The sequence below is a fragment of the Ruminococcus sp. D54t1_190329_F1 genome (assembly GCF_015551645.1).
Classification (GTDB): domain Bacteria; phylum Bacillota; class Clostridia; order Lachnospirales; family Lachnospiraceae; genus Blautia_A; species Blautia_A faecis.
This window is the reverse complement of record NZ_JADNDC010000041.1, coordinates 1-26,463: the sequence shown is the minus strand read 5'-3', so window position 1 is coordinate 26,463 and position 26,463 is coordinate 1. Positions and strand designations below refer to the sequence as shown.

At 44.5% G+C, this 26,463-nt stretch carries 22 protein-coding genes; 16 read left to right on the top strand and 6 right to left on the bottom strand.

Annotated elements, in window-relative coordinates; translation table 11 throughout:
- Positions 1-105 precede the first annotated feature (105 nt).
- The 10 genes from xdh to I2D69_RS16210 all read left to right on the top strand — a co-directional run bounded on the left by xdh (position 106) and on the right by I2D69_RS16210 (position 11,049).
- Entirely contained in the window at positions 106-2,688 is a 2,583-nt protein-coding gene (gene xdh, locus I2D69_RS16255) for a selenium-dependent xanthine dehydrogenase (RefSeq protein WP_195380243.1), read from the top strand.
- Between the two features lie 3 nt (positions 2,689-2,691).
- Positions 2,692-3,183, top strand: coding sequence for a 4Fe-4S binding protein (locus tag I2D69_RS16250; RefSeq protein ID WP_195380242.1), 492 nt, complete (start codon positions 2,692-2,694; stop codon positions 3,181-3,183).
- 393 nt (positions 3,184-3,576) lie between these two features.
- On the top strand, positions 3,577-5,850 hold the full coding sequence (gene xdhA, locus I2D69_RS16245) for a xanthine dehydrogenase subunit XdhA (protein WP_195380241.1): 2,274 nt from the start codon (positions 3,577-3,579) through the stop codon (positions 5,848-5,850).
- Between the two features lie 17 nt (positions 5,851-5,867).
- The gene (gene xdhB / locus I2D69_RS16240; RefSeq protein WP_195380240.1) at positions 5,868-6,854 is read left to right on the top strand and encodes a xanthine dehydrogenase subunit XdhB; all 987 of its coding nucleotides are present in this window, start codon (positions 5,868-5,870) and stop codon (positions 6,852-6,854) included.
- Positions 6,851-7,342 (top strand): xanthine dehydrogenase subunit XdhC, encoded by a 492-nt coding sequence (xdhC, locus tag I2D69_RS16235; RefSeq protein ID WP_118583364.1) that lies wholly within the window; start codon positions 6,851-6,853, stop codon positions 7,340-7,342. Before xdhB ends, xdhC begins: the two co-directional genes overlap by 4 nt.
- Positions 7,343-7,718: 376 nt before the next feature.
- Positions 7,719-8,540, top strand: coding sequence for a selenium-dependent molybdenum cofactor biosynthesis protein YqeB (gene yqeB, locus I2D69_RS16230; RefSeq protein ID WP_148463358.1), 822 nt, complete (start codon positions 7,719-7,721; stop codon positions 8,538-8,540).
- Positions 8,541-8,688: 148 nt separating this feature from the next.
- Complete coding sequence (gene yqeC, locus I2D69_RS16225) at positions 8,689-9,414, top strand: selenium cofactor biosynthesis protein YqeC (RefSeq protein ID WP_195380239.1); 726 nt, start codon at positions 8,689-8,691, stop codon at positions 9,412-9,414.
- Positions 9,411-10,121, top strand: a complete 711-nt coding sequence (locus I2D69_RS16220) for a nucleotidyltransferase family protein (RefSeq protein ID WP_195380238.1) — start codon at positions 9,411-9,413, stop codon at positions 10,119-10,121. The genes yqeC and I2D69_RS16220 overlap by 4 nt, the downstream gene beginning before the upstream one ends.
- A 317-nt stretch (positions 10,122-10,438) precedes the next feature.
- On the top strand, positions 10,439-10,738 hold the full coding sequence (locus I2D69_RS16215) for a BMC domain-containing protein (RefSeq protein WP_118583374.1): 300 nt from the start codon (positions 10,439-10,441) through the stop codon (positions 10,736-10,738).
- Positions 10,739-10,761: 23 nt separating this feature from the next.
- The gene (locus tag I2D69_RS16210; RefSeq protein ID WP_148463361.1) at positions 10,762-11,049 is read left to right on the top strand and encodes a BMC domain-containing protein; all 288 of its coding nucleotides are present in this window, start codon (positions 10,762-10,764) and stop codon (positions 11,047-11,049) included.
- Positions 11,050-11,171: 122 nt separating this feature from the next.
- On the opposite strand, the gene arcC is transcribed toward I2D69_RS16210, so the two are convergent.
- The 4 genes from arcC to dpaL all read right to left on the bottom strand — a co-directional run bounded on the left by arcC (position 11,172) and on the right by dpaL (position 16,447).
- A complete protein-coding gene (gene arcC / locus I2D69_RS16205; RefSeq protein WP_179988296.1) occupies positions 11,172-12,119 on the bottom strand; it encodes a carbamate kinase in 948 nt (315 codons plus the stop codon).
- Positions 12,120-12,406: 287 nt separating this feature from the next.
- Positions 12,407-13,600, bottom strand: a complete 1,194-nt coding sequence (gene ygeW / locus I2D69_RS16200; protein ID WP_118583376.1) for a knotted carbamoyltransferase YgeW — start codon at positions 13,598-13,600, stop codon at positions 12,407-12,409.
- A 256-nt stretch (positions 13,601-13,856) separates the two neighbouring features.
- On the bottom strand, positions 13,857-15,167 hold the full coding sequence (locus I2D69_RS16195) for a YgeY family selenium metabolism-linked hydrolase (RefSeq protein WP_195380237.1): 1,311 nt from the start codon (positions 15,165-15,167) through the stop codon (positions 13,857-13,859).
- Between the two features lie 50 nt (positions 15,168-15,217).
- Positions 15,218-16,447: a diaminopropionate ammonia-lyase gene (gene dpaL / locus I2D69_RS16190; RefSeq protein WP_195380236.1), complete on the bottom strand. Its 1,230-nt coding sequence runs from the start codon at positions 16,445-16,447 to the stop codon at positions 15,218-15,220.
- A 299-nt stretch (positions 16,448-16,746) separates the two neighbouring features.
- Between dpaL and I2D69_RS16185 the strand changes: the two genes are divergently transcribed.
- Positions 16,747-17,994, top strand: a complete 1,248-nt coding sequence (locus tag I2D69_RS16185; protein ID WP_173773572.1) for a DUF1015 family protein — start codon at positions 16,747-16,749, stop codon at positions 17,992-17,994.
- Between the two features lie 4 nt (positions 17,995-17,998).
- Positions 17,999-18,190: a hypothetical protein gene (locus I2D69_RS16180; protein WP_118583384.1), complete on the top strand. Its 192-nt coding sequence runs from the start codon at positions 17,999-18,001 to the stop codon at positions 18,188-18,190.
- Between the two features lie 206 nt (positions 18,191-18,396).
- On the opposite strand, the gene I2D69_RS16175 is transcribed toward I2D69_RS16180, so the two are convergent.
- Positions 18,397-19,035, bottom strand: coding sequence for a helix-turn-helix transcriptional regulator (locus I2D69_RS16175; protein ID WP_148463365.1), 639 nt, complete (start codon positions 19,033-19,035; stop codon positions 18,397-18,399).
- Positions 19,036-19,579: 544 nt separating this feature from the next.
- Between I2D69_RS16175 and hydA the strand changes: the two genes are divergently transcribed.
- The gene (gene hydA, locus I2D69_RS16170) at positions 19,580-20,959 is read left to right on the top strand and encodes a dihydropyrimidinase (RefSeq protein ID WP_195380235.1); all 1,380 of its coding nucleotides are present in this window, start codon (positions 19,580-19,582) and stop codon (positions 20,957-20,959) included.
- Here hydA and I2D69_RS16165 read toward each other — a convergent pair.
- On the bottom strand, positions 20,956-22,161 hold the full coding sequence (locus tag I2D69_RS16165) for a cation:dicarboxylase symporter family transporter (RefSeq protein ID WP_195380234.1): 1,206 nt from the start codon (positions 22,159-22,161) through the stop codon (positions 20,956-20,958). The two genes, hydA and I2D69_RS16165, sit on opposite strands and share 4 nt — an antisense overlap.
- A gap of 318 nt (positions 22,162-22,479) precedes the next feature.
- Here I2D69_RS16165 and I2D69_RS16160 point away from each other — a divergent pair, with 318 nt between their 5' ends.
- From I2D69_RS16160 to I2D69_RS16150, 3 genes are all read left to right on the top strand, one after another.
- Positions 22,480-23,529 carry an XdhC/CoxI family protein gene (locus I2D69_RS16160; RefSeq protein ID WP_173718099.1) on the top strand — a complete coding sequence of 350 codons (1,050 nt, stop codon included), beginning with the start codon at positions 22,480-22,482 and terminating at the stop codon, positions 23,527-23,529.
- 342 nt (positions 23,530-23,871) lie between these two features.
- On the top strand, positions 23,872-24,246 hold the full coding sequence (locus I2D69_RS16155; protein ID WP_173718100.1) for a response regulator: 375 nt from the start codon (positions 23,872-23,874) through the stop codon (positions 24,244-24,246).
- Positions 24,247-24,271: 25 nt separating this feature from the next.
- Positions 24,272-26,323 (top strand): hypothetical protein, encoded by a 2,052-nt coding sequence (locus tag I2D69_RS16150; protein ID WP_173718101.1) that lies wholly within the window; start codon positions 24,272-24,274, stop codon positions 26,321-26,323.
- Positions 26,324-26,463 lie beyond the last annotated feature (140 nt).

The following is a 26,463-nucleotide window of genomic DNA, read 5'->3' as shown; positions in this document are numbered from 1 at the left end:
TTTGGGAAACCTTCAGAATGTGTTTCTCATAGTTCACTGTGAAAGTTTAGGAGCGCAGTTAAAAGCATCTGACTTTCATGGGGGTAGTAGAAAGGAGAGTCCAACATGGCAGTATTTATAGTCAATGGCCAGAGGGTAGAGACGAAAAAAAATCAAAAGCTGCTCAGATTTCTCCGTGATGAGTTACATCTGACTTCTGTAAAAGATGGCTGTAGTGAGGGTGCCTGTGGAGCCTGTACAGTGATTATCGATGGCAGAACCTGTAAGGCCTGTGTGCCGGATACAGATCTGCTGGATGGCAGAAATATCATTACAGTAGAAGGTCTGACAGAGTGGGAAGAAAAGGTATATACGTATGCATACGGAAAGGCTGGTGCCGTACAGTGCGGCTTTTGCATTCCTGGCATGGTAATGTGCACGAAAGCTCTTCTGGATGTGAATAAAGAGCCCACTGATGAAGAAATCAAATATGCCTTGCGTAACAATTATTGCCGTTGCACCGGGTATGTAAAAATTATAGATGCAGTACGGATCGCGGCTAAAGTTATGCAGGAGGGGACACTTCCGGAAGAAATTAACAACGACTGGCATATTGGCTCCCGCGTAGCAAGAATCGATGTTGGGGAAAAGGTTCTTGGTACCGGAAAATATCCAGACGATTTTTATTTGGATGGTATGCTTTATGGATCAGCTCTGAGAAGTAAATATCCGCGTGCAAGAGTGCTTTCCATTGATAAGACCAAGGCGCTGGCACTTCCTGGGGTAGAGGCGGTTGTTACGGCGGAAGACATTCCAGGAGAGAATAAAATTGGACATTTGAAGCATGATCAGTATACCCTGATTCCGATAGGAGGGCTTACCCATTATCTGGGAGATGCCATTGCACTTGTGGCAGCCCGGGATAAAGAGACTGCAGATAAGGCAGCGAAGCTGATCCAGGTTGAGTATGAGGTGCTTCCTCACATTCATACGATTGAAGAGGCAGCGAAACCAAATGCACCAAAGGTATTTGATGAGGAAGAGAACAATATCTGTGCATATAAACATATCAGCCGGGGAAATGCAGCAGAGGCTATAAAAAATTCCAAATATGTGATCTCCCATCATTTTGAGACACCATGGACGGAACATGCATTTCTGGAACCGGAATGTGCCGTGTCCTTTTATGATGAAGACGGAGATGTTTTTGTATATTCCACAGACCAGTCAGCACATCAGACTCTGCACGAATGCAGCTTAGTTCTTGGTACAGACAAAGTAAAGGTACAGAATGCGCTGGTAGGCGGCGGATTTGGTGGTAAGGAAGACATGACCGTGCAGCATTTAAGTGCGCTTCTTACTTATGTGACGAAGAAACCGGTTAAGATGAAGCTTACAAGAGCAGAATCCCTGCTGGTCCACCCTAAGCGCCATCCTTTTTATATGGATATGACCATGGGCTGTGATGAAAATGGAAATATCATGGGAGTAAAGGCAAAGGTTGCCGCGGATACAGGTGCATTCGCGTCTCTTGGCGGTCCGGTTCTGGAGCGCGCGTGTACCCATGCAGCAGGTCCTTATCACTACGAAAACTTTGAAATTGAAGGAACAGCTTACTATACCAATAATCCGCCGGCAGGAGCATTTCGCGGATTCGGAGTTACCCAGACCTGTTTTGCGACAGAGACACTTCTGAATATGATGGCAGATAAGGTGGGAATCACTCCCTGGGAAATTCGTTACCGCAATGCGATCCGGCCCTGGGAGACACTTCCAAATGGTCAGATTGTTGACGCTTCTACAGGTCTTGTGGAGACCTTAGAAGCGGTACAGCCGAAATATGAAGCTGCGTTGGCAGCAGGAAAAGCGGTGGGCATTGGCTGCGCCATGAAGAATGCAGGGGTTGGTGTTGGAATTCCAGACACTGGCCGCGTGAAACTGATTTATGAAGAGGATAAGAAGCTTCACATCTACTCAGGAGCTTCCTGTATTGGACAAGGGCTTGGCACAGTACTGACCCAGATGATCGTGAGTAATACAGATATAAAAAGAGAGGATATCATTTACGAGCGCAGCAATACCTGGATTTCACCAGATTCCGGAACTACATCCGGTTCCAGACAGACATTGATCACCGGTGAGGCCTGCAGAAGAGCCTGTGAGAAATTGATGGAGGATAAAAAAGCAGGATTAAGCGTAGAAGATATGATCGGTAAGGTTTATTATGCAGAATATCTTGCGAAGACCGATCCTCTTGGTGCAAATGTGCCCAATCCGGTTTCCCATGTTGCTTATGGATATGCTACCCAGGTTTGTATTTTGGATTCCAAGACAGGCAAGATAGAAGAGATAGTTGCTGCTCATGATGTGGGAAAAGCGGTAAATCCTTTGTCCTGTGAGGGGCAGATCGAGGGTGGTGTGGTAATGTCCATAGGATTTGCCCTGCGGGAAAAATATCCCATTGATGAGAACTGTAAACCTATTTCCAAGTATGGTTCTTTAGGCCTTTTCCGTGCACATGAGATTCCGAAGATCGATGCCATTGTTATCGACAAGCCAGGCCTTAAGGTTGCCTGCGGTGCTATTGGTATTGGAGAAATTACATCCATTCCCACCGCACCCGCAATAGCAGATGCCTATTTCCGAAGAGATGGTGTAAGGCGTTACAGCCTTCCTCTTAGTGAAACACCATATGAAAGGAAGGGATGAGAGATGGCAGTAAAGAAGAAATTTCCGTATCGGTCAGCTGTTGTGGCATGTAATGGGGGGTGCAGGGTTACAGCAGGGGACAATGGATGCAAAGATGGATGTATTGGCTGTGGAGCCTGTGTGGAGAAATGTAAATTTGGCGCCATTTCCCTGAATGAGTATGGAGTGGCGGAAATAGATGAAGAAAAATGCATCGGCTGCGGGTCATGTGGGAAGGTATGTCCCCAGAAGATCATTCATGTCCATGAATGTGCCAATTGGATCGTAGTAAAATGCTCAAATAAGAGTAAAGGGGCAGAGGCAAAAAAACAGTGTGAAGTCAGCTGTATTGGCTGTGGAATCTGCGAGAAGACCTGTACGGCCGGGGCAATCCGGGTTACAGATAACTGTGCAGTGATAGAAGAGTCTGTCTGCCTGAGCTGTGGAATGTGCGCAGTGAAGTGTCCAAGACATGCGATTTACGATCTGCGGGGGATTTATACGGCGAAAAATTAGAGAAGCGATTATGGCAGTTACGCAATATTCCATGGCGAAATATACCGCAAAGCAGGGAATGAAGATTGCGGGAATGATTTTCCAGACATGCTCCAGGCTGATAGAGCTTCGAATTTGCAGAAATTTCAAAATTATACAGATAAAACAACTAAATTATTTATAAAATTATTGCAAAACACCGGCGAAATATGATACAATAATTTTGCATTGAAAGAATATTTTGTACAATATTTTTTAGGTTGAGACGGAAAGAGAAGAAGCATAAGGGGCCGACGATCAGTTCAAAGAAGAACCGTAAACTTGTTTTTTGAACGGCGTCGGCCATTCCTTTATGAGGGGGTAAAGGGCGGATTGGAGGCATCCGCTGCAAAAAATATAAAGAAGGTGAAGCATATGATTGGAAAGAGTGTTCCAAGAGTAGACGCTTATGAGAAAGTGACAGGACGTGCGAAATTTACAGATGACCTGATCCTGAATAAGTGTCTGGTAGCCAGGGTTTATCATGCAAAGATCGGAAATGGCGTGGTAAAATCCATTGATACCAGCGAAGCAGAGGCTCTGGAAGGCGTAGTAAAGGTAGTTACCTTTAAGGACGTACCGAATCATTGTTATCCCACCCCAGGACATCCCTGGTCCGTGGAGCTTGCTCATCAGGATGTGGCAGACCGTAATCTGCTCACCGGACGAGTACGGTATTATGGCGATGATATTGCAGCTGTAGTAGCTGAGGACGAAGTGACAGCTTCCAGGGCATTGAAGCTGATCAAAGTAGAATATGAGGAATATCCGGTGGTCGTGAGCCCGAAGATTTCCATGCGTGGAACGGAGCATCCCATTCATCTTGACAAGAAGGATAACATTCTGGCAAGATCCAGCTTTGCGATCGGAGATGTGGACAGCGCAATGGAGAAGGCTGCCGTGAAGCTGAAAAGAAGTTATAAGACACCTATTGTCCAGCACTGCCATATTGAGAATAATATTTCTTACGCCTATATGGAAAAGGGAAGGATCGTGGTGGTTTCTTCCACACAGATTCCACATATTGTACGCCGTATTGTTGGCCAGGCACTTGGAATCCCCTGGGGGCAGGTACGTGTGATCAAGCCTTATGTAGGCGGTGGTTTTGGCAACAAGCAGGAGGTGCTTTATGAACCTCTGAATGCATTTCTCACCATGCAGGTGGGCGGTCGCCCTGTGAAGATCGAGCTTACACGTGAGGAGACCTTTACCAATACCAGAACCCGTCACTCCATTGAATATGACATGGAAGCAGGCGTAGATGCAGAAGGACATCTTCTTGCAAAAGAGATGACTACCTATTCCAATCAGGGAGCTTATGCATCCCACGGACATGCCATAGCAGCCAATGGTCTGACAGCCAGCAGACTTCAGTATGCATGTCCAAATATCCGAGGAGAAGCATATACCGTCTATACCAACTGTCCTACAGCAGGGGCGATGAGAGGATATGGTATTCCTCAGGTTTGCTTTGCCACAGAGAGCTTTATGGATGATATTGCTTATGAAATCGGTATGGATCCGCTGGAATTCCGCAGAAAAAATCTGATCCATGGCTATTATGAAGATGCCTATCTGAAGCCAATCGCAGCGAATACCAACGGTATTTTTGAGTGCCTGGAAAAAGGAGCAGAGTATATTCACTGGGATGAGAAACGGAAAGCATATCAGAACCAGACTGGCGATATCCGGCGTGGAGTTGGTATGGCACTGTTTTCCTATAAGACTGGTGTATGGCCAATTTCTCTGGAGATTGCAGGTGCAAGGCTGTCTCTGAATCAGGATGGAAGTGTACAGCTGCAGGTTGGTGCTACAGAGATTGGACAGGGCGCGGATACTGTATTTTCCCAGATGGCAGCAGAGACCTTACATATGGATATTTCCAGGGTACATATTGTAACCCAGCAGGATACAGATGTGACGCCTTTTGATACAGGTGCGTATGCTTCCAGACAGTCCTTTGTCACCGGTACAGCCGTGAAGGAATGTGCGCAGCAGCTGAAGCAGAAGATCTTAGAATATGCCAGAACACTGGTTCCAGGTAATGTGGACCGGCTGGAACTGGAGGATGGTTATATTCTGGCAGATGGCAAGCCTGCGATTTCCCTTGAGGATCTGGCTATGGAGAGCTATTACAGTCTGAGTAATTCTTCTGTCCTTACAGCAGAGGTTTCCAGACAGGTGAAGAAGAATACAGTTGCCAGCGGCTGTTGTTTTGCGGAAGTAGAAGTAGATATGAAACTTGGCAAGATCAAGGTTCTGGATATTGTGAATGTTCATGACAGTGGAACCCTTTTGAATCCGCAGCTTGCAGCAATGCAGGTTCATGGCGGCATGTTTATGGGAATCGGTTATGGAGTTTCTGAGCAGCTTCTTATCGATGAGAAAACAGGAAGACCATTAAATGGGACTTTGCTGGATTATAAAATGATGACGATGATGGATACTCCGGATCTGACTGCTGAGTTTGTAGAGCTGAACGATCCAATGGGTCCATATGGAAATAAAGCCCTTGGCGAGCCTCCTGCAATTCCAAGTGCACCGGCCATCCGGAATGCTGTGCTTCATGCAACTGGCATCGGCTTTTCTGAGATTCCTCTGACACCGCAAAGACTGATAGACGGTTTTACAAAGGCCGGATTGATCTGAGAAAGGGGGCATGAGGAATGTACGATATTGAAAATTATTATAATGCAGAGACCATTAAGGAAGCGGTAACTCTTCTGAAGGAGCATCCGGATGCAAGGGTGATTTCCGGGGGAAGTGATGTGCTGATCAAGATCCGTGAGGGCAAAATGGCCGGTACATCTTTAGTGAGCATTCGTGATATTAAGGAAATCAAGGGAATCCGGCAGATGGAGTCTGGTGATATTTATATTGGTGCAGGAACTACTTTTTCCCATGTGACCAATGATCCGGTGATTCAGAAGCTGATTCCGGTTTTGGGGGAAGCAGTAGATCAGGTTGGCGGACCTCAGGTCCGCAATATTGGTACTATTGGCGGAAATGTCTGTAATGGTGCGGTCAGTGCGGACAGTGCACCTACACTTTTTTCACTGAATGCCATGCTGCGGATTGCAGATGGAACTGGTGGACGGATGGTTCCCATCAGGGATTTCTATCTGGGACCTGGTAAGGTGGATCTGCATCAGGGAGATGTGCTCACCCACATTGTGATCCCTGGGAAGGATTATCAGGGATATCATGGATTTTATATTAAGTATTCCATGCGAAATGCAATGGATATTGTGACTCTGAGCTGTAGTGTAGTCAGCAGAATCGATCCTCTGAAAAAGGTTCTGGAGGATGTAAGGATCACCTTTGGTGTAGCTGCACCCGTGCCGTATCGGTGTGCGAAGACGGAAGAGGTGCTGAGGGGTATGGAAATTGGCGAAGAGCTGTATCAGAAAGTGGAAGAGCTGGTAAGGGAAGAAATCAATCCCAGAGATTCCTGGCGTGCTTCTAAGGCGTTCCGACTGCAGATTGGCGGAGAAATCGCGAAACGCGCGCTGAAGGAGAGTGTTCGCAGGGGAATGGTGACGGGAGTTGTAGTGCCGGATGTCCGGACAACTTCAGGCGAAAATATGAGTTCAAATGGAAAAATTTATCCTTCATCTGATGCGGAGAATGTAACAGGAGGTGAGCAGTCATGAAAAAGGATATGCGGCTGGTACAGTGTACTGTAAACGGAAAAGAGGTAGCTGAGTATGTGGACGTGAGAGAATCCCTTCTTGACATGCTGCGAAACCGCCTTGGGCTTACCTCTGTGAAGAAAGGCTGTGAAGTAGGTGAATGCGGTGCCTGTACTGTGATCATTGACGGTGAGACCATTGACTCCTGTATTTATCTGGCAGTCTGGGCTGAGGGAAAGAATATCCGCACCCTGGAAGGTCTTGAGAAAAACGGCGAACTTACCAGGATTCAGGAAGCTTTTATTGAGGAAGGCGCTATCCAGTGCGGATTCTGCACACCAGGCTTTGTTATGTCTGCCACAGTGCTTCTTGAGCGGGGCGAGAAGCTTACGAGAGATGCCATCCGCAAGCATATGGCAGGAAATCTTTGCCGCTGTACAGGGTATGAGAATATTGTGAATGCAGTGGAGAAGGTGAATAAGGAGAATATGACAGCTGAGGGTAAATAATTTAAGTGCTGCTGTTGTTACTGTTTACTGGTGACATTCCGCGAGTTGTTTTTTGTGAACATAGTTCACAGAAAACCCGAGAAGTGCGGCGCAAAATCATGCGAATGCATGATTTCTGTGCATCGCGAAGCATGTTGTTGTGAACGGAGTGAACAGTAATCTACTGTTTGTGGGTTCTATATTAAAAATGTATTTTATACTATACTGTAAATGGGAAAAGTGTTATAATATTAATTGCAACACAATATTGTTATGAAATTGATTGAATCAAATGAAAAACGATTAGCATGTAGCAATATTGTTATAATACAAAAATATCAGAGGGCGGGGACTTCCCCGCCTTTTCTAAAATATTAAAAATGGGCAGGAAAAAAGTATGAGTGACAAGTGTATAATAGTCCGCGGCGGCGGAGACCTGGCAAGCGGCGTGATCCACAGACTGCATCGCTGTGGCTATCGTGTACTGATCTTAGAATGTGAAAAACCAAGTGCAATCCGCAGAAAGGTAGCGTTTTGCGAAGCTGTGTATGATGGGACAGCAGCAGTAGAAGGGATTCTTTGCAGAAGAATAGATTCTCTGGAAGAATGCGAGCAAGTCTGGCAAGCAGGGGAAATTCCACTTATGGTCGATCCGGCAGGCGATTGTATGATTGAACTTTCTGCGCAAGGCAAGGTAGCTGCTCTGGTAGATGCAATTCTTGCAAAGAGAAATCTTGGAACTTCAAGAAATATGGCACCTCTTACCATTGGTCTTGGACCAGGCTTTTTTGCCGGGGAAGACGTGGATTACGTTGTGGAAACCATGCGAGGTCACGATCTTGCCAGAATCATTACTGAGGGTCCGGCAATTCCAAATACGGGTGTCCCCGGAATGGTAGGCGGTGTCAGCAAAGAACGTGTGATCCACTCCCCGGGTGTCGGCAGAATCCATAATATGGCCCATATTGCCGATATTGTAGAGAAAGGACAGATCCTTGCCTACGTGGGAGAAACCCCTGTAGAAGCCTCTATAACAGGCGTATTAAGGGGAATTATAAAGGAAGGCTACAATGTTCCTGTTGGAATGAAAATCGCCGATATTGATCCCAGAAAAGAGGAGAAGAAGAACTGCTTTACCATTTCGGATAAGGCCAGATGTATTGCTGGAAGTGTGGTGGAGATTTTGCTCAGTGAGGGTGTATTGCCAAACACGCTCTAGATCCTGTTTGGTCACATTGCATTTATTAACATGTTTTCGCTTGGGGAATGTTATGAAGCCTATGTACTTTTTATAGAATTGTTTTTTATGGTTACGAAGTCAGGCAATGAATCATTGCATGAAAATAATTGGCGTGAAGGAGGTCAGGATGAAAAGATACGGTTATTTTCTGGACTTATTAAAACTTGATATAGAGAAATACCCAGTGATCGCTGTAGTCGGTGGTGGTGGAAAGACAAGTCTGATTTACCGTCTGAATGAAGAATTACAGGCTTTGGGTAAAAAAGTGATTATTTCCACAACTACCCATATGGCATATGATCCCATGCTGCCTCTGGTAAAGAGTACTGATCTTGAGCAAGTCTCGGAAATGTTGAAAGAACACGGTTTTGCAGCAGTTGCCGATATTGAAGAAACCTCTGGAAAAATGTGTGCCATAGAGGAAGCCGCATTGAAGAAACTGGTTCCATTTTGTGATGTTATGCTGATCGAAGCAGATGGAGCGAAACGAAAACCCTTGAAGGTTCCAGCCGACTGGGAACCGGCAATTCCGGATTTTGCAGACGTAGTAGTAAGTGTGATCGGTCTGGACTGTCTTGGCAAACCCATCTGCGAGACCGCCCACCGTGCCGAATACACCAGCTCTTTTCTTGAAAAAAATCTGGAAGCACCTGTTACCGCAGAAGACATAGAAAAAATAGCAACCTCTGTTCACGGTTTGTATAAAAATGTAGACCATAAAGTTTACCGTGTATATTTAAATAAAGCAGACATATTGCCCGATTCTTCTCCGGCAGAGCATATAGTAGAAGACCTGGCAAAGCAAGGCACAATAGCTGCATATGGCAGTTTAAGAGAGGCAGAAAAATTATGAAGATTGCATTGATCATGCTGGCAGCTGGAAACAGTCGGCGGTTTGGAAGTAATAAGCTTTTATATGAGATCGAAGGGAAGCCCATGTACCGGCATATTCTGGAGAAGCTGATGATCGTGGCAGAATGGCTTGAAGAAACAGAGTGTATTGAAAAAGTGGAATGCGGTGAACATTTGGAAAAGCAGAATGAGGAAGGCTATAAAGAAGAACATATAGAATGCAATAAAGTAATTGCACCTCTTGGTGAAATAAAGGGGAAATTATTTAAACAGAGAGAGTGCTATAAAAGAATAACAGTAGTCACTCAGTATGAAGAAATAGAGCAGGGCGCAAGATCCATGGGTGTAAACGTATACATCAACCCTCATCCGGACGAGGGAATCTCCTCCTCCCTGAAAATCGGCTTAAAAGCCAACTTAGACGTTGATGCCTGCCTTTTCACCGTTTCCGACCAGCCCTGGCTCACCATCGCCACAATTCGCCAGCTCATCACCCTCCTAAAAACATCAGGCAAAGGAATCGCCTGTGTCTCCTGCGAAGGAAAACTTGGAAACCCCTGCATTTTTACAAAAAAATACTACGACTCCCTGCTCTCCATTAATGGAGATAAAGGTGGTAAAGCTGTGATAACTGCACATAGAGATGATACGGTTGTTTTGAAGGTGAATGATGTGAAGGAACTTACTGATATGGATGTTAAATTGTAAAGAACGCTCTCTTTAAAAGCTATTGTCTAATATATGACATTTCAGAAAAAATGAGCAAAAGTATGGAATCTTTTATACACGGAAGCAGTTGAAAACGATATTTGAATATAAAATGTGGGATTTTGTTGTATTTTGTGAATTCGTGTGAGATTCCAGCCAGAAATTACTTGTAATTATGATAAAAACAAGGTATACTAATGGAAAAGAAAGCAGTCGGGAGAAGTGTTTTTATTTCTGCTTGCAAGAAGAGTTCCGTGGGTGTTTTACGTGAACAGAGTGAGCAGTACCCCATTTTCCCGTCTTACAAGGAGGATAAAATGGCAGATAACTATGATGGCATGGCAGTTGGGGTGTTTGAACTGGATAACCTGGTAGCCTGCTTTGTGGCTCTTGATGCAGCATCCAAGGCTGCAAATGTAAAGATCCAGAGCGTAGAGAGAAACCGACTGAAAAGTGGAGCCTGTGTAAAAATGCGCGGCAGTGTTTCCGATGTAAATGCAGCTATGGAAGTGGCATTGGAGACTGCGAAGCCCCTTGGTAAAATCGTTTCCCATACGGTAATTGCATCCCCCACAGCAGACACGGAAACAGCACTTAAGATGACCATTAACAAATAGAACATGTCAGGAGGAAATAGAAGATGTCTTATGGAGCATTAGGATTGGTAGAGGTTCTGGGAAGCTGCAATGCAGTAGTTGTCCTTGACCAGATGCTGAAAACATCAGATGTAGAATTCCGTACCTGGCATACCAAGTGCGGAGGTCATGCAACTGTATTTTTAAGCGGTGATGTAGCCGCAGTGAAGGCTGCGGTAGATGCGGTGAAAGAGAATCCGCCTTGTGAAATCGTGGCAGCAGCCGTGATTTCAGCACCATCAGAAGAAACATCGCGACTGGTGGAAGAAGAGGAAGAGAAACATCATAAATGATTTTTCAAACACGCTCTGGCGTATAAAAAGGGTATGGTGTAAACCATACCCTGCTAAAAAATCTAAGTGAGCTTTGAGGTCAAATTTCTATTATTGGTGACTCTATCAGTCCCAAACACTTCTTACAAATGAATCTGTGTCCCCGTCTTTCCCATAATACCATCTTTGGCTTTTTCCAACAGGGTGATCATAGCTGTACGGCCGGTGCCGGAGCTTGCAAAGTCTACGCAGGCCTGAACCTTCGGCAGCATAGATCCAGCGGCAAACTGGCCTTCTTCAATGTATTTTCTGGCCTGGGAAACAGTAAGATCGTCCAGCCATTTCTCATTTTCTTTGCCAAAATTAACGGCAACTTTTTCCACAGCCGTCAGAATGATCAGCATATCTGCATCCAGCTGCTTTGCAAGCAGGCAGCTTGCGAAATCTTTGTCAATGACTGCGGAAGCACCTTTTAGATGGTGGCCTTCTAAGGTTACCGGGATTCCGCCCCCGCCACAGCAGATGACGATCTTGTTGGCATCTACAAGGCTGTTGATGGCATCCTGCTCTACGATTTCCACTGGCTTGGGAGAAGCAACCACACGGCGGTAGCCGCGGCCTGCGTCTTCTTTCATAACATGCCCGTAGGCTTTTGCCTGGAAATCAGCTTCTTCCTTGGTAAGGAATTTACCAATTGGTTTGCTTGGATTTTCAAATGCAGGATCCTCAGGATCTACACGAACCTGTGTGACAACGGTGACAACCGGTGTACGCATGAAGCCACGTTTGCGAAGCTCTTCACGGAGCGCGTTCTGAAGATCATAGCCAATGTAAGCCTGGCTCATAGCTACACAGACAGAGAGCGGAGTGTTTGGCTGTGCCTGATCTTCGTGGGTAAGAGCAGTCATAGCGTTGTTGATCATACCTACCTGTGGTCCGTTTCCGTGAACCACAACTACCTGGTGACCTTCCTCAATAAGGTCGCAGAGCGCCTTTGCAGTAGATTTTACTGCTATCATCTGTTCTGGAAGTGTATTTCCAAGTGCGTTGCCGCCAAGGGCAACCACGATACGTTTTCTTTTATATATCATAAAAACCTCCTCTGATAAATATTTAGGAAGGAGTAAACCAGAGTTTGTTAAAAAAATCATTCCTGCGAAGTGCGATAAATATTCCGCAGAAAGCCTGTGTGGGCGATACTCTAATATAACCACTTCTATAAATATTATCGTAAACAATCTATAAAATAGCAATTTGATAGTTACTGGTCGCGGAGTGAACAGTAACATTTGATATACTAAAAATATATCAAGTATAAGAAATACCATCAAAAATGAGAACAAAAAAGGGCTGTATTCCTACAGCCCCCTGAAAAGCATTATTCCATAATTCTCGGAGCAGCCTTTACTTCCAGTTTTTTCAGGATATCCTGTGGGTTTTCAAATTTGGAGAGCATGATCATTGCTGCAATTACATATGGTTTGAAGCTTGCTTCTTTATAAAGCGGGATACGGTAACGGTCAAATACGCTTGCATCAACCTCACCGGTCTCACAGCTTACGCCTGTAATATCAGCTGGCAGACAGTGCAGGTAAAGCGCTTTGCCGTCCTTGGTAGTCTTCATAAGCTCTTCTGTGCAAGCCCAGTCTTTGTGCTCTGCGTTCTGAGCAAGAAGCTCTTTCTCCAGTTTATCGATTCCGTCGAAGTCGCCTTCACCATAGAGGTTGGTACGTTTTTCCATTGCTGCAAATGGAGCCCAGCTCTTTGGATAAACGATATCGGCATCTTTGAATGCTTCTTCCATGCTGTTTGTCTTTGTGAAAGAACCGCCGGACTTCTCAGCATTTTTCTTGGCAATTTCCTCAACCTCTGGCATTACATCGTATCCTTCCGGATGCGCCAGAACAACGTCCATACCGAAACGTGTCATAAGTCCGATGACACCCTGTGGAACGGAGAGTGGTTTACCATAGGAAGGAGAGTAAGCCCATGTCATAGCAAGCTTTTTGCCTTTCAGATTCTCGACACCGCCGAATTCGTGGATGATGTGAAGCATATCTGCCATACACTGAGTAGGATGATCAACGTCACACTGAAGGTTTACAAGAGTAGGTCTCTGCTCAAGAATGCCATCTTTGTTTCCTTCTGTTACAGCATCCATAAAATCTTTCTGATAAGTATGTCCCTTACCGATGTACATATCATCACGGATACCGATTACATCAGCCATGAAAGATACCATGTTGGCTGTCTCACGAACGGTCTCACCGTGTGCAATCTGGGATTTCTTCTCGTCCAGATCCTGTACTTCAAGTCCAAGAAGGTTGCAGGCAGAAGCGAAGGAGAAACGGGTACGTGTGGAGTTGTCACGGAAAATGGAGATTCCCAGACCACTCTCGAATACCTTCGTGGAAATATTGTGCTCTCTCATGAAGCGGAGGGCGTCAGCAACTGTGAAAACAGCCTCCAGCTCCTCGTCTGTTTTATCCCATGTCCAGAAGAAGTCGTTGTTGTACATTTCTTTGAAGTTAAGGCTGTTAAGCTTGTCGATATAATCCTGTAATGTTTTCATGAATTTTCTCCTTATATAAATAAAATTTATCTGGTACAGAGAATATTAAGAAACCGTCATATTGATTTATATGATTTTTCAATATTGCGTCAATATCGCAGATACTTAATTTTCGCTGTGCTGGTTATTTGTTAAAAGTACTATGTGTAAAGTGGCAGTATGGAGCAGACACATTGTAACAGCTGTCTGCTCCAAGGGCGTGCAGATTGAGGAACAGTTATTTTTTCTGTACTTCTGGTAAATAGATATTTCCGGATTATTTACAGTAAGCAGTAGGAAGTGCTGCGTAAACAGCTGCACATCTTACCAGATCGTCTTTCCATGTTTTCTCGTTTGGAGCGTGAGCCTGTGCCTCTGCGCCAGGTCCAAATCCGATACATGGGATTCCGTTACGTCCCATAATGGAAACACCGTTGGTAGAGAATGTCCACTTGTCGGTAAGAGGACGGGCTTTTCTCATAGCTTCTGTCTCAGCATTGCCCATACGCTCTGTGCCATACAGATTGTGGTAAGCTTCCTCAAGAGCAGAAGTAACCTTGTGATCCTTCGGGATTACCCATGTTGGGAAATAGCACTCGATTGGATATACGAGCTCTGTCCAGGATGGACGGGAGTACTCATACATGGAAACCTTAACATCGTCACCATACTTTTTGACAGATGGAAGTGCGCGGATCTCATCCAGGCAGCTTTCCCAGGTCTCACCTGCTGTCATACGACGGTCAAGGGAAACGGCACAGGAGTCAGCAACTGCACAACGGCTTGGGGATGTGAAGAAAATCTCAGAAGTAGTAACAGTACCTCTTCCAAGGAAGTTTGCTTCTTCCCATTCCGGGTTATATTTCTTATCCAGCATTTTTACAAGACCTTTGATCTCGGTCTCATCTGCAGCATCATTTTCATTTAATGCACGAACATCCTGAAGGATGTCAGCCATCTTATAGATTGCGTTGTCGCCACGCTCAGGAGCGGAACCATGGCAGGAAACACCTTTTACATCAATACGGATCTCCATACGTCCGCGCTGTCCACGGTAGATACCGCCGTCTGTAGGCTCTGTGGAAACAACAAATTCCGGGCGAACCTTGTCTTCGTTGATGATGTACTGCCAGCAAAGACCATCGCAGTCCTCTTCCTGAACAGTTCCTGTAACAACAACCTGATATTTGTCATTAAGAAGACCAAGATCTTTCATGATCTTAGCACCGTAAACAGCAGATACGATACCACCCATCTGATCAGAAGTTCCACGTCCGCCGATCTCAGTCTCAGTCTCAAATCCTTCATAGGGATCGAATTCCCAGTTGTTTCTGTTTCCGATACCTACAGTATCAATATGTCCGTCGAAACCGATGAGAGTGCTTCCAGTTCCCATATAGCCAAGGATATTTCCCATTGGGTCAATCTCAACTTTATCAAAGCCGAGCTTCTCCATCTCTTCTTTAATACGCATTACATGATCCTTCTCACCGCAGCTCTCGCCTGGAAAGTGAACCAGATCACGAAGAAATTTGGTCATATCTGCTTCATAATTCTGTGCAGCTTCTTTGATTTTGTTATAATCCATAACTTTTTACCTCCGTTTTTTGTAAAAAAGTATCATATTGTTATAAAAAATTATTCGCTTAATGATTCGGTTGTTCCGTATAAGCCATCCCATACGATCTCACGGTAACGAACTGGATCTGTATCACCTTCTGTGGAGATTACCAGAATGTTGGAATTCTCATCCAGCTTCAGGGCCTCTTTCAGATCTTTGGCATCTTCGTCATGAAGCGCTGTATATGCAAGCCCCAGCGGAACAGAACCGGATTCACCAGATATGATGTGTGGATCGTTTTCAAGAGGATTGGCATAAATACGTGTTGCCTTGGCACTCATCCAGTCTGGGCAGGACGCAAAGACGGTTACATGATTCTTCAGGATGTCCCATCCGATGGTATTTCCCTCGCCGCATGCAAGACCTGCCATAATGGTCTGAAGATCACCGGTTACATTTACCAGATTGCCGTCGGCCTGAACAGCAGAGCGATAGAGGCAGTCGGCAGCACTTGCTTCGCAGACAACCATTACCGGAGGATTTTCTTTATATTTGTGGGCAAAATATCCTACAACTGCACCTGCCAGAGAACCAACACCTGCCTGTACAAATACGTGTGTCGGGCGGTCAACGCCGTTCTCCTTCAGCTGTTTATCTGCTTCCAGTACCAGAGTGCCGTATCCCTGCATGATCCAGGATGGAATCTCCTCATAGCCGGCCCATGCAGTATCCTGAACGATGATGCCATGTTCTGTCTTAGCTGCTTCTGCGGCAGCCATTCTTACGCAGTCATCATAATTTACTTCTTCGATGGTTACTTCGGCGCCTTCCTTGGCGATGTTGTCAAAACGTGTCTTAGTGGTTCCTTTAGGCATTCTGACTACGGCTTTCTGTCCAAGGCGTTTAGCAGCCCATGCAACGCCGCGGCCGTGGTTTCCATCTGTAGCAGTGAAGAAAGTAGCCTGTCCGAATTCTTCTTTTAATTTATCAGAAGAGAGAACATTGTAAGGAAGCTGGCTGATATCGCGGCCGAGTTCCTTCGCTATGTAACGTCCCATTGCATAAGAGCCTCCAAGAACCTTAAAGGCGTTTAGTCCGAAACGATAGGATTCATCTTTGCAGTAGATGCCCTTTACTCCAAGATAGGAAGCAAGAGCGGAAAGCTTCTGCAGTGGTGTTACGGAGTACTGGGGGAAACTTTTGTGGAATTCATTTGCTTTGGTTACGTTTTCTTCGGACATCAGGTCCAGGAATTTATCATCAGATCCCGGAACATGATTGACCGTCCATTTCAGTCCGTCTGTCATGGTGAAAACCTCCTTCGTGGTTTTAGTTATTAGAGTACATCTTAACTACATTTTTGTTTTCCTTATAAGTATAATAACATAAATAAATCAATTTGCAATAGAAAAATACAAAAAAATTTAGCTTTCTCAAAAAATATTTAGTCTAATTGCAAGAGCTTTCTGATTGTGGTAAAATATAGGGTATGGCATTTGAAAAAAGCCGAAGAAAAATAATGAAAATACTTTTGAACCGGATGTATGGAGCGTGCAGATTGCTGGAATGATTTTTCAAACACGCTACGGGAAAGGAGCAAGATTTTATGGCAGTATTTCGTGCATTTAAAGCACTTAGACCTACAGAGGGAAAGGCAGAAGCAGTAGCTGCCCTTCCATATGATGTAGTGAATAGAGAAGAGGCAGCAGCCATTGGGAAAGAGAATCCGGATTCTTTTCTTCATGTAGACAGAGCAGAGATGGATCTGCCGGCAGAGACGGACCTTTATGATGCGAAGGTTTATCAGAAAGCGAAAGAGAACCTGCATAAGATGGAGGAGACTGGCGTTCTGGTTCAGGACCATAAGCCATGCTACTACATATATGAACTGGTACGCAAGGGGAAGGTTCAGACTGGAATTGCAGGCTGCGCTTCTATTGATGATTATCTGAATAATGTGGTGAAAAAGCATGAACTTACCCGATCAGATAAAGAGCTGGACCGAATCAATCATGTGGATGTATGTGATGCTAATACAGGCCCCATTTATCTTGCCTGCCGTTATACAGATGCGCTGAATGCTCTTCTTGAGCAGTGGAAAAAAGAGCACAAAGCTGCCTATGATTTTACAGAAGAGGACGAGATCACACACCGTGTGTGGGTGATCGATGGGGATGAGGCGATTAGCCAGATCCAGGATGAGATGGAGAAGATCCCTGCACTTTATATTGCAGACGGACATCACAGAGCTGCCTCTGCTGTGAAAGTGGGGCTGAAGCGACGCCAGGAGAATCCGGATTATACAGGGGAAGAAGCGTTTAACTATTTTCTTTCCGTTGTTTTTCCATATGATCAGCTTACCATTCTGGCATATAATCGTGTGGTGAGGGACCTGAATGGGCAGAGCGTGGAAGATGTCCTTGAGAAAATTAAAGAGAACTTCGACATGACGATTGTTCCAGGTTTTCCTGCAAAGCCAGTGGAGAAGCATTGCTTTGGTATGTATCTGGATGGTTTCTGGTATCTTCTGAAAGCGAAACCGGAGCTTTATGAGGGAAAAGATGTGGTTGGTCAGCTGGATTCCCAGATTCTTCAGGACGTGGTTTTAGGTCCAGTTCTTGGCATTGGTGATCCAAGGACTGACAAGCGTATTAAGTTTGTAGGCGGAAGTCATAAGTTAAGAGAACTTCAGACTCTGGCAGATGAGACCAGAGGCGTTGCGTTTGCGCTTTATCCTACTTCTATGGAAGATCTGATGCAGATTGCAGATGAGAGTAAGCTGATGCCGCCGAAATCCACATGGTTTGAGCCGAAGCTGCGAAGCGGGATCTTTGTGCATAAGCTGAGAGGATGATAAAATGGAAACAGAAGAATTTATCTCAGGTTTTTGCAGAACCTGTAACGGCAGTCAGACAGTGTGCTGTGAATATGAAGAAAAAGATGGGAAAAGGATACTTACCTTTATGGACTGTGCCTATAAAAGATGTGTAAATCAGGGCGCCTGTGAAATTTATAAAGAAGCGCACCAGTTGGGAAGCGAGGAAGAGTAGCCGCAGCCTGCAGGCAGCAGACTGCCTTTTTAAACACGCTCTAACGAACAGCAGGTAAAACTGGCAGAGGGTGTTCTGACTGGTTTTATAAAATAAGCCATATAATAACCAAATCCTGTAATGAGGAGACGGTATTATATGGCTTTTTTATAACATGTTTCCAATATGTTATTTTTGTTATAAAATATAAAGAAATAACTATAATATTACTTGTTTACATCAATATAACTATAAAGCGTATATTTAGAGATTCCAAAATAATTCGCTACTTTATCTCCGGATTTTGTAATTAGGAAAGCTCCGGAATCATTAAGAAACTGGATCGCAGTTACCTTATCCTCTTTATTCATGAGAGCTACCGGCTTGCCTACAAGCTTCACGGATTCCTCGATGAGACGATCCAGAAGATCGTTGACACTGTGAGTGATCTGCTTCGGCTTCTCTTCTTTGTTTTTTGGGGTGATCAGATCATCAAGGGCACTGTTGATCAGGGTCAGCTTGGTGATGTCGTAGTTGATGCCGAATACATAGTGAAGGCTGCCGTCATCGTCCTTTATATATGAAGTACTGCACTTCAAAATCTTGCCGTCTGCTGTTTTCATCAGGTAACCATTGTGGTCGGCTGGAGCATAGTCACTTCCCCGTCCTTTCTGGCGGATGCCGTCGAAAACTGCGTCCGATGGACCGTCACCTACATTTCGTCCGGTTACGTGTCCGTTTACAATATAGATAATGGAATGCTCCGGTTCTTTTGTCTTCAGATCATGGATGACGACCTCGCAGTCGGTCCCGAATTCTGCTGCGATATCCTGCGCAATCTGCTCTAAGACAGTTAATCTTCCCATATTTGTTCCCTCCTGTTTTGGATTTGATTTTTTTATTAAAAGCAGGAAAATCCTGCCATGGGTCGATGCCTGGAATCTCCGCATAGAATCCGGGCATCCTGTCTGTATTTATTACTGTTCACTGGGAGCGTTCCGCGAGGTGTTTTTTGTGAACAGAGTTCACAGAAAACCCGAGAATGTCGGCGCGAAATCATGCAAGGCATGATTTCTGTGCATCGCGAAGCGGGTTGCTGTGAATGTAGTGAACAGTAACCTGTATTCGTATGTTGCAGATAGTAACGAATGACTTACTATATTTATAATAGCATGTCAGAAAAAAAATAAAAAGACAATTTTACAAAAAAATTATTGAAGGCTCAAAAAATTTCGTATTTATTTTGTTGAAGATGGAAAATACATGTGGTATATTTACATTAAAATAAGATATGAGGTAAATAAAATTGGTTATTTTGTATAAATGCAAGTCAATGTGGAAGAAAAATAAATACAGGACTGGCTTGGGAATGGCAGATAACTACAGAAATGTGAAGGGAGGATCTGTTGTATGAAATATCTTTTGAAAAACGGAACCGTAATATCAGGTGCAGGCACAAGGAAACAGGATGTGTTGGTGGAAGGCGAAAAAATCATAAAAGTAGGAAAGGAGCTTTCACAGCCAGATGCCAAGGTGGTGGATGTATCCGGTAAGCTCCTTTTCCCGGGATTTATTGACGGACATACCCATTTTGACCTGGAGGTCGCAGGTACTGTAACAGCAGATGATTTCGAGACAGGAACAAGAGCGGCAATCCTTGGCGGAACCACTCTGGTTATTGATTTTGCTTCACAGGATAAAGGTGGACATACCCTGAAAGAGGGCCTTGAGAAATGGCACAAAAAGGCTGACGGCAAATGCTCCTGTGACTATTCTTTTCACATGTCCATTGTAGAATGGAATGAGGAGACAAAGAAAGAAATTCAGGATATGATCAATGAGGGCATTACCAGCTTCAAGCTATATATGACTTACCCGGCAATGATCGTAGACGACGAGGATCTTTATAAGATCATAAAGTCCTTAAATGAAAAAGGCTGTTTCGCAGGCGTACATTGCGAAAATGCAGGCGTGATTGACGCACTGATCCAGGAAGCGAAAGCACAGGGAAAACTGGGCCCGGAGAATCATCCTCTTGTACGTCCGGATACCATGGAAGCGGAGGCAGTACACCGTCTTCTTGTAATTGCGAAGGAAGCAGGAGCTCCGGTCATGGTGGTGCATTTGACCAACCGCAAGGCATACGAAGAAATCATCCGTGCCCGGGAAAATGGTCAGACCGTATTTGCAGAGACCTGTCCTCAGTATCTTCTTCTGGACGACAGCGTTTATTCCAAACCTGATTTCGAAGGTGCCAAATATGTGTGCGCTCCGCCAATCCGCAAGAAAGCGGATCAGGATTGCCTGTGGAAAGCCCTGGCAGATGGAGATATCCAGACAGTAGCTACAGACCAGTGCAGCTTTACCCTTGCCCAGAAAGCAATGGGAAAAGCGGATTTTACCAAGATTCCAGGTGGCCTGCCGGGAGTTCAGACAAGGGGAACTCTTCTTTATACTTACGGCGTGCGCACCGGAAAAATTACGATAGAGAAAATGTGCCAGCTTCTGTGTGAAAATCCAGCTAAGTTGTACGGTGTATATCCAAACAAAGGAGCTATCGCCGAAGGCAGCGACGCAGACATTGTAGTATTTGATCCGGAAAAAGAGAACGTGATCTCTGCGAAAACACATGCCTATAATACAGACAATAACCCCTATGAAGGCTTTGAAATCCATGGAGATATTGACAAAGTGTTCCTTCGTGGAAATCTTGCTGTGGATGAAGGAAAACTGGTGCAGGAGAAACTTGGAACTTATATTAAGAGAGGGCTGAGACAGCCGCTGGCCTAGAGCCTGTTTGAAAAATCATGTCTTTTCACATACCCTGTCAGAAATAGTGCAGCGGCTCCGTCACATGTGGCATTACATGCTGCTGCAAAAGCATCATTCAGTGCAAAAACAGCGAACATCAGCGCCACACCGGAATCTCCGAATTTCAGGATCCCGGTCAGGGTTCCCAGGGATACCATTACGGTTCCCCATGGAAGCCCGGGTGTACCAATGGAACAGGTGGCAAGCAAAATACTGAAGATCACCATAGTTCCCGGTGCAGGAACAGAGCCGTACAGAATACGGGAGATCATCATAGCGAAGAATACCTCTGCAAGCACAGAACCACAGTGATGAATCTGGGTAAAAAGAGGAATTGCCTCTTTGATAAGCTCGGAATCAAGCGGCACACATTTGTCAGCTGCTTCCTGTGAATATTTTTCCACAGCTGTGGAAGAATGGGTTCTTAAAGCCATTTTACAGACCGGTATATAATTTTTCAAAATTCCCCATGCCTTTTCTCCGGCATAAGATCCTGCAATATGATACAGAACCAACACCCAGACCATATAAGCCGGAATTATAATAATAAGTGCCAGAAGCAACAGTGGCAGATACTTGATGAAATATCCCTGATAAGCCAGTGTACATAGAGAAAGCCCGATATAAGCAGGCAGCAGTGGAAGAAGAATCCTGGACATCAGGGAAAGGGTGATTCCCCGAAACTCCTGCAAAAGCTCTTTGGTTCGCACTGCATTGGTCCAGCAGGCACCAAGGGCAAGCAAAATAGCAAGTACTAACGCGCTCAGTGCAGAAACCGGTGCTGGAATGGGAAGCTCAAACAAGGTATCCGGCAGGAAGCGGAAAGATAAACTGTCTGTGGATACCGGAAGTTTTGGAATGATCAGATATCCAAGAACGGATGCGAAAGCTGCGGCTCCAAGCATGGAAAAATAAGTGATCCGGACAATTGGCGCGGTGACTGGTGTGGGAGCTTTTTTTACGGAAATAATGGAAGATGCCACAAGACCGATAATGATCAGCGGTGCCAGAAAGGTGATTATCTGACTTAGCACATAACGGGCTGTAACCACCAGATTCAAAGCCCCGGAGGTCAGTCCCATAGTTCTTGTGACATTTAAAAACAGGCCTGCAAGGAGGCCGGGTATACTGACTGCCAGAATCCGAATGGGAAAACTGGCCATAATTCTTTTTTTCTTCATTGTGAAAATTCCTCCGGATGTATTATAATATATAGGAATGAAAGGTGCAATGAAATTTTAACCGCTGCATCATCCTCTTGCCAATAAAAGGTTACTGTTCACTCCGTGACCAGTAACGCGCTTCGCGATGCACAGAAATCATGCATTCGCATGATTTCGCGCCGCAATTCTCGGGTTTTCCGTGAACTTTGTTCACAAAAAACACCTCGCGGAACGTTACCGGTGAACAGTAACAATAAAAGGGATTGATTAAAGAATGCCTGGTAATGATGGCAGGAAGGGATGGGTAGTTGATATGACAGGATGGAGTGAAAAATCATGTATAATAAAATTTATCAGATTCTTGATGAAAAAGGCAGGGCAAAAACTGGAATTTTTCTGGATGGACCATATATGGGAAAGAAGTGCATTTTGAAACCAGAAACGGTTATTAGAGAAGAAAACTGTGGTGAAGCTGCTGAAAAAAAATCAGGTGTACAGCTGATCCCCGAGAAAACGGAAGATGCTTCCATATGGGATAATTATCTGAATATTCTGAGTGAGACGAAAGAGACAAAAGTGACAGAAGCAGACGGTCACCGGCTTTTCGTAGAAGATTACCGCAAGAATCCAAGGCTTGTGATCTTTGGCGGCGGTCACGTATCCCAGCCTACTGCTCATCTGGGAAAAATGCTTGGTTTCCATGTAACGATCATGGATGACAGAGAATATTTCGTGACAAAGGAGCGTTTTCCAGAAGCAGACCAGCTGGTCTACGGTGATTTTAAAGAACTGGATAAGTACATTACGCCTTACGATAACACTTATTATGTAATCCTTACCAGAGGCCACATTGGTGATGCAGACTGCCTTCGCAGGCTTCTCCATCGTCCCTACGAATATCTTGGCATGATCGGCAGCAAAAACAAAGTGCGGATCACCAGGGAAAATCTTCTAAAAGAAGGTTACACTCTGGAGCAATTGGACGAAGTCCATGCACCAATCGGAATTCCTCTTGGCGGGCAGCTTCCGGAGGAAATTGCAGTGAGCATTATGGCAGAGATTATTAAGGTAAAAAATCAGCATTATTCCGCATACTGTGATGAAAAAGTAGAGACAGCAGTTCTGGAAGGTCGTCATGGTGTCATGGTCACTATCGCAGAGAAATCCGGCTCTTCTCCAAGAGGAGTAGGAAGCAAAATGTTCGTAGAACCATCCGGACACATTACAGGCAGCATTGGTGGCGGCAAAGTAGAGTACGAAGTCATCAATCATTGTAAAGAAGTACAGGAAAAAGAAGTAAAACACTATGCCTTAACAGCAGACGGCCAGGACAGTCTTGGAATGATCTGCGGCGGACAGGTGACGGTGGTATTTGAGCGGGTATAAGTTATGGAATGGGAAAATGTTCCTATAACACGTACAAGATCACATTGTAAACCAATAAGAATTCAGGCTGGCTTCTACAGAAGATATGTGGACCAGGCTGTTTTCTTTGTGTATATAAAACATAGATGTGATGGCACTTCTAAAAAAGAAATTAATCCCTGTCCGCTCCGACAGACAATTCCCCAAACTTAAAATTATCTAAATACCATAGATTTACAATTCGTGTCATTTTCTGGCGTTTCGTGACAGAATTATTGAAATAATTTCCGACTTTTTTATAATGAGAATAACAAATGGGAGTACATCAAATGGGAGTACATTAAATGGAAAAGGAGGGATGTCGTGTATTGTATTGCTATATTGACTGATCAGAAACAGGAAGGACAGAACTGTGCGGAATATATCAGGAATTACTGTACAGAAAAGAAAATTTTTCCATTGATTGAAATCTATCAGGATCAGGAACAATTTTTTGAGTGGACACGAAAAACAGTACCGGCAGTGGTGCTTCTTGCATTACCTGGTGTGTCCGGTCTGAATGCGGCAGAACATCTTCGTTCCCTGTATCCCAAATGTGGGATCATCTGGTGCAGTGATCTTGATTTTTCGCTTCATGCGTTCAGGATGCGGATAGAATATTTTTTTATGAAACCTATGGAAGAGCAAAAAATAAAAGAAGGACTTTCCATTTGGTTTGAACGCAGCAAGGTAATATGATAAAAACACTCAGGAGGAAAACAATATGAAGAAAAGAGCTTTAATTCTTGCAATGATCACTTTTATAGCTGCAGCAACATCTGAACCATCAATAAATATGGTACGTGCAGAAGAAACACAGACGGAGGAAAATACAGCTCAGACATCAGAACTGCCCATAAAGACACTTACACAGAAGGTTATTGACGAGAATCCTTATATGGCAGCAAGTGATTCCAATATTCATCATGATTGCTACAATACAGATTCCACAGACGAAGTATTACCGGTAGGCATTTATTCAGAAATCAATGTTTCTTATGAAAAAACCAATGCAAATGCGTCTCCGGCTATCTTTTTCGATTCCTATGGACATGCAGTGGTTCCGTTGCTTGGTGGACTGGCAATTCGTGATATCAATGCAGAGGAAACACAGACACTGGGATATTTTTCTCCAAAACAGCATGACAATGGAGAATATCTGATCCAGAGTTCCTATTCCTTTGTAGATGAGAGTAACCGTCTGGTGTGTCCGACCAATAATAACCATGTGCTGATGCTGAAAGCAACAGATGAAGACGGAAACGTACTTCCGGAATTTGAGAAAGTGCTGGATATTGATATTAAAGCAGCAGCAGAGGCAGCACTTGGAAAAACACTGGACCAAAATCTTCTTGCTGTAGTGTTTGACTATGAAGGAAATCTCTGGTTTGCAACTGGAGGATTCCGTATTTACCCTGACAGGAAACAGCAGGGTGCTATGGGCTATATTTCCCGTACAGCTATTGATGCCATTTTAAATGGAGAGGAAACTGATCTGTCAGATGCAGTCTTCGTATATGAGCTGGCTCCGGGAGAGGGTGCAGAGAACGGAATTGCAGCATCCAAGGATGGAGCAGTGATCCTGACGAATCAGAACTGTTATCTGCTTCAGGCAGACAATGGGGTGAAGAAAATCTGGGAAACTCCTTACGAGAGTGCTGGTGCGAAAGAAAGCAAAGAAGGGGATGAAACAACTGGCGGAGGTCTTGCCTGGGGCAGCGGATGCTCTCCATCCCTTACAAAAGATCTGGTGATGTTTACTGATAATCAGGAGACCGTAAATCTTCTTGCCCTGGATATGAAAACAGGAGAAGTTGTTGCAAGTCTCCCTGTAATCGATGAACTTCCGGAGGGCAGTCAGGTATCTGTTGAAAATTCTGCGATCGTGTATGATAACGGTGCAGGAACCGTAAGTACCATCGTATGTAACTGGTTTGGTGCAGGAAGTGCCAACCTGGGAAAAGAGGACAGTGATTCCTCCATTCAGAGTTATACAAATATTTATGATGAAAATTGGTTGAAACAGGGAAATAAAATGATCACGCCGGGTGTGGAACGCGTAGATACGATTAAGACTGAGGATGGATACGAAATGAAGAGTATCTGGTGCAGAAGTGATCTGTCAGATACTTCCATGATGAAATTATCTACGGCAACCGGATATATCTACGGATATGTACAGAATCTGGAAACCGGTATGTGGCAGTATATTATACTTGATTTTGAGACCGGTGAAACTGTTTTTTCCATGGATGTTGCCAGCAAGCCTATGTACAACAACATGGCTATCGGAATGTATGCCGGAAACAGCGGAAATTCACTTTACTGTCCTACCGGTTATCTGGAACTTCTGAGACTTCAGGACAGATTCGTTTATCTGCCGGAAATGCCTTATCGTAAGGTTGATCTGGATCAGGCAATGCGCAATGTGTTAAGCCAGGAGAAATTTGCGGCAGATGGTGGTCTGGGAGATGTGGAAGGATGGCTGAATACGATCACAATTGAGAACGTACATCCGAATACAACCGTTGCAATACGTATGAAAGGAATCTCTGGGGAAACAGGTTCTCTGAAGCTGTATGCATACGGCACAGATGGTACCTTGAAAGAAGTTCCGGCAGAGAAATGGCATATCCAGACAGAAGATGGTGAAACACCGGATACATTATCCGAAGATGTACTGTATGAGGTGCACATGACTGTGGAAGATGGCGGTGACTTTGATCTCAGTGAAACGGAAAAGGAGATTAAGATATCTGCTGTTCTGGGAATCTGAAGGAGGGCTGATAAACAACCACCGGTTGAGCCGGTGGTTGTTAACTAAGAATGCTATATTTCAGTTACTGTTCACTGGTAACGTTCCGCGAGGTGTTTTTTGTGAACAAAGTTCACAGAAAACCCGAGAATTAAGTTTGC

Coding starts and splice junctions, on each gene's coding strand:
- yqeC (WP_195380239.1), top strand. CDS start 8,689: ATGAAAAGATACGGTTATTTTCTGGACTTATTAAAACTTGATATAGAG.
- xdhA (WP_195380241.1), top strand. CDS start 3,577: ATGATTGGAAAGAGTGTTCCAAGAGTAGACGCTTATGAGAAAGTGACA.
- I2D69_RS16215 (WP_118583374.1), top strand. CDS start 10,439: ATGGCAGATAACTATGATGGCATGGCAGTTGGGGTGTTTGAACTGGAT.
- I2D69_RS16175 (WP_148463365.1), bottom strand. CDS start 19,035: ATGGGAAGATTAACTGTCTTAGAGCAGATTGCGCAGGATATCGCAGCA.
- ygeW (WP_118583376.1), bottom strand. CDS start 13,600: ATGAAAACATTACAGGATTATATCGACAAGCTTAACAGCCTTAACTTC.
- hydA (WP_195380235.1), top strand. CDS start 19,580: ATGAAATATCTTTTGAAAAACGGAACCGTAATATCAGGTGCAGGCACA.
- I2D69_RS16250 (WP_195380242.1), top strand. CDS start 2,692: ATGGCAGTAAAGAAGAAATTTCCGTATCGGTCAGCTGTTGTGGCATGT.
- I2D69_RS16195 (WP_195380237.1), bottom strand. CDS start 15,167: ATGGATTATAACAAAATCAAAGAAGCTGCACAGAATTATGAAGCAGAT.
- xdhB (WP_195380240.1), top strand. CDS start 5,868: ATGTACGATATTGAAAATTATTATAATGCAGAGACCATTAAGGAAGCG.
- xdhC (WP_118583364.1), top strand. CDS start 6,851: ATGAAAAAGGATATGCGGCTGGTACAGTGTACTGTAAACGGAAAAGAG.
- I2D69_RS16150 (WP_173718101.1), top strand. CDS start 24,272: ATGAAGAAAAGAGCTTTAATTCTTGCAATGATCACTTTTATAGCTGCA.
- I2D69_RS16210 (WP_148463361.1), top strand. CDS start 10,762: ATGTCTTATGGAGCATTAGGATTGGTAGAGGTTCTGGGAAGCTGCAAT.
- I2D69_RS16220 (WP_195380238.1), top strand. CDS start 9,411: ATGAAGATTGCATTGATCATGCTGGCAGCTGGAAACAGTCGGCGGTTT.
- I2D69_RS16160 (WP_173718099.1), top strand. CDS start 22,480: ATGTATAATAAAATTTATCAGATTCTTGATGAAAAAGGCAGGGCAAAA.
- dpaL (WP_195380236.1), bottom strand. CDS start 16,447: ATGACAGACGGACTGAAATGGACGGTCAATCATGTTCCGGGATCTGAT.
- I2D69_RS16165 (WP_195380234.1), bottom strand. CDS start 22,161: ATGAAGAAAAAAAGAATTATGGCCAGTTTTCCCATTCGGATTCTGGCA.
- arcC (WP_179988296.1), bottom strand. CDS start 12,119: ATGATATATAAAAGAAAACGTATCGTGGTTGCCCTTGGCGGCAACGCA.
- I2D69_RS16180 (WP_118583384.1), top strand. CDS start 17,999: ATGGAAACAGAAGAATTTATCTCAGGTTTTTGCAGAACCTGTAACGGC.
- yqeB (WP_148463358.1), top strand. CDS start 7,719: ATGAGTGACAAGTGTATAATAGTCCGCGGCGGCGGAGACCTGGCAAGC.
- I2D69_RS16185 (WP_173773572.1), top strand. CDS start 16,747: ATGGCAGTATTTCGTGCATTTAAAGCACTTAGACCTACAGAGGGAAAG.
- xdh (WP_195380243.1), top strand. CDS start 106: ATGGCAGTATTTATAGTCAATGGCCAGAGGGTAGAGACGAAAAAAAAT.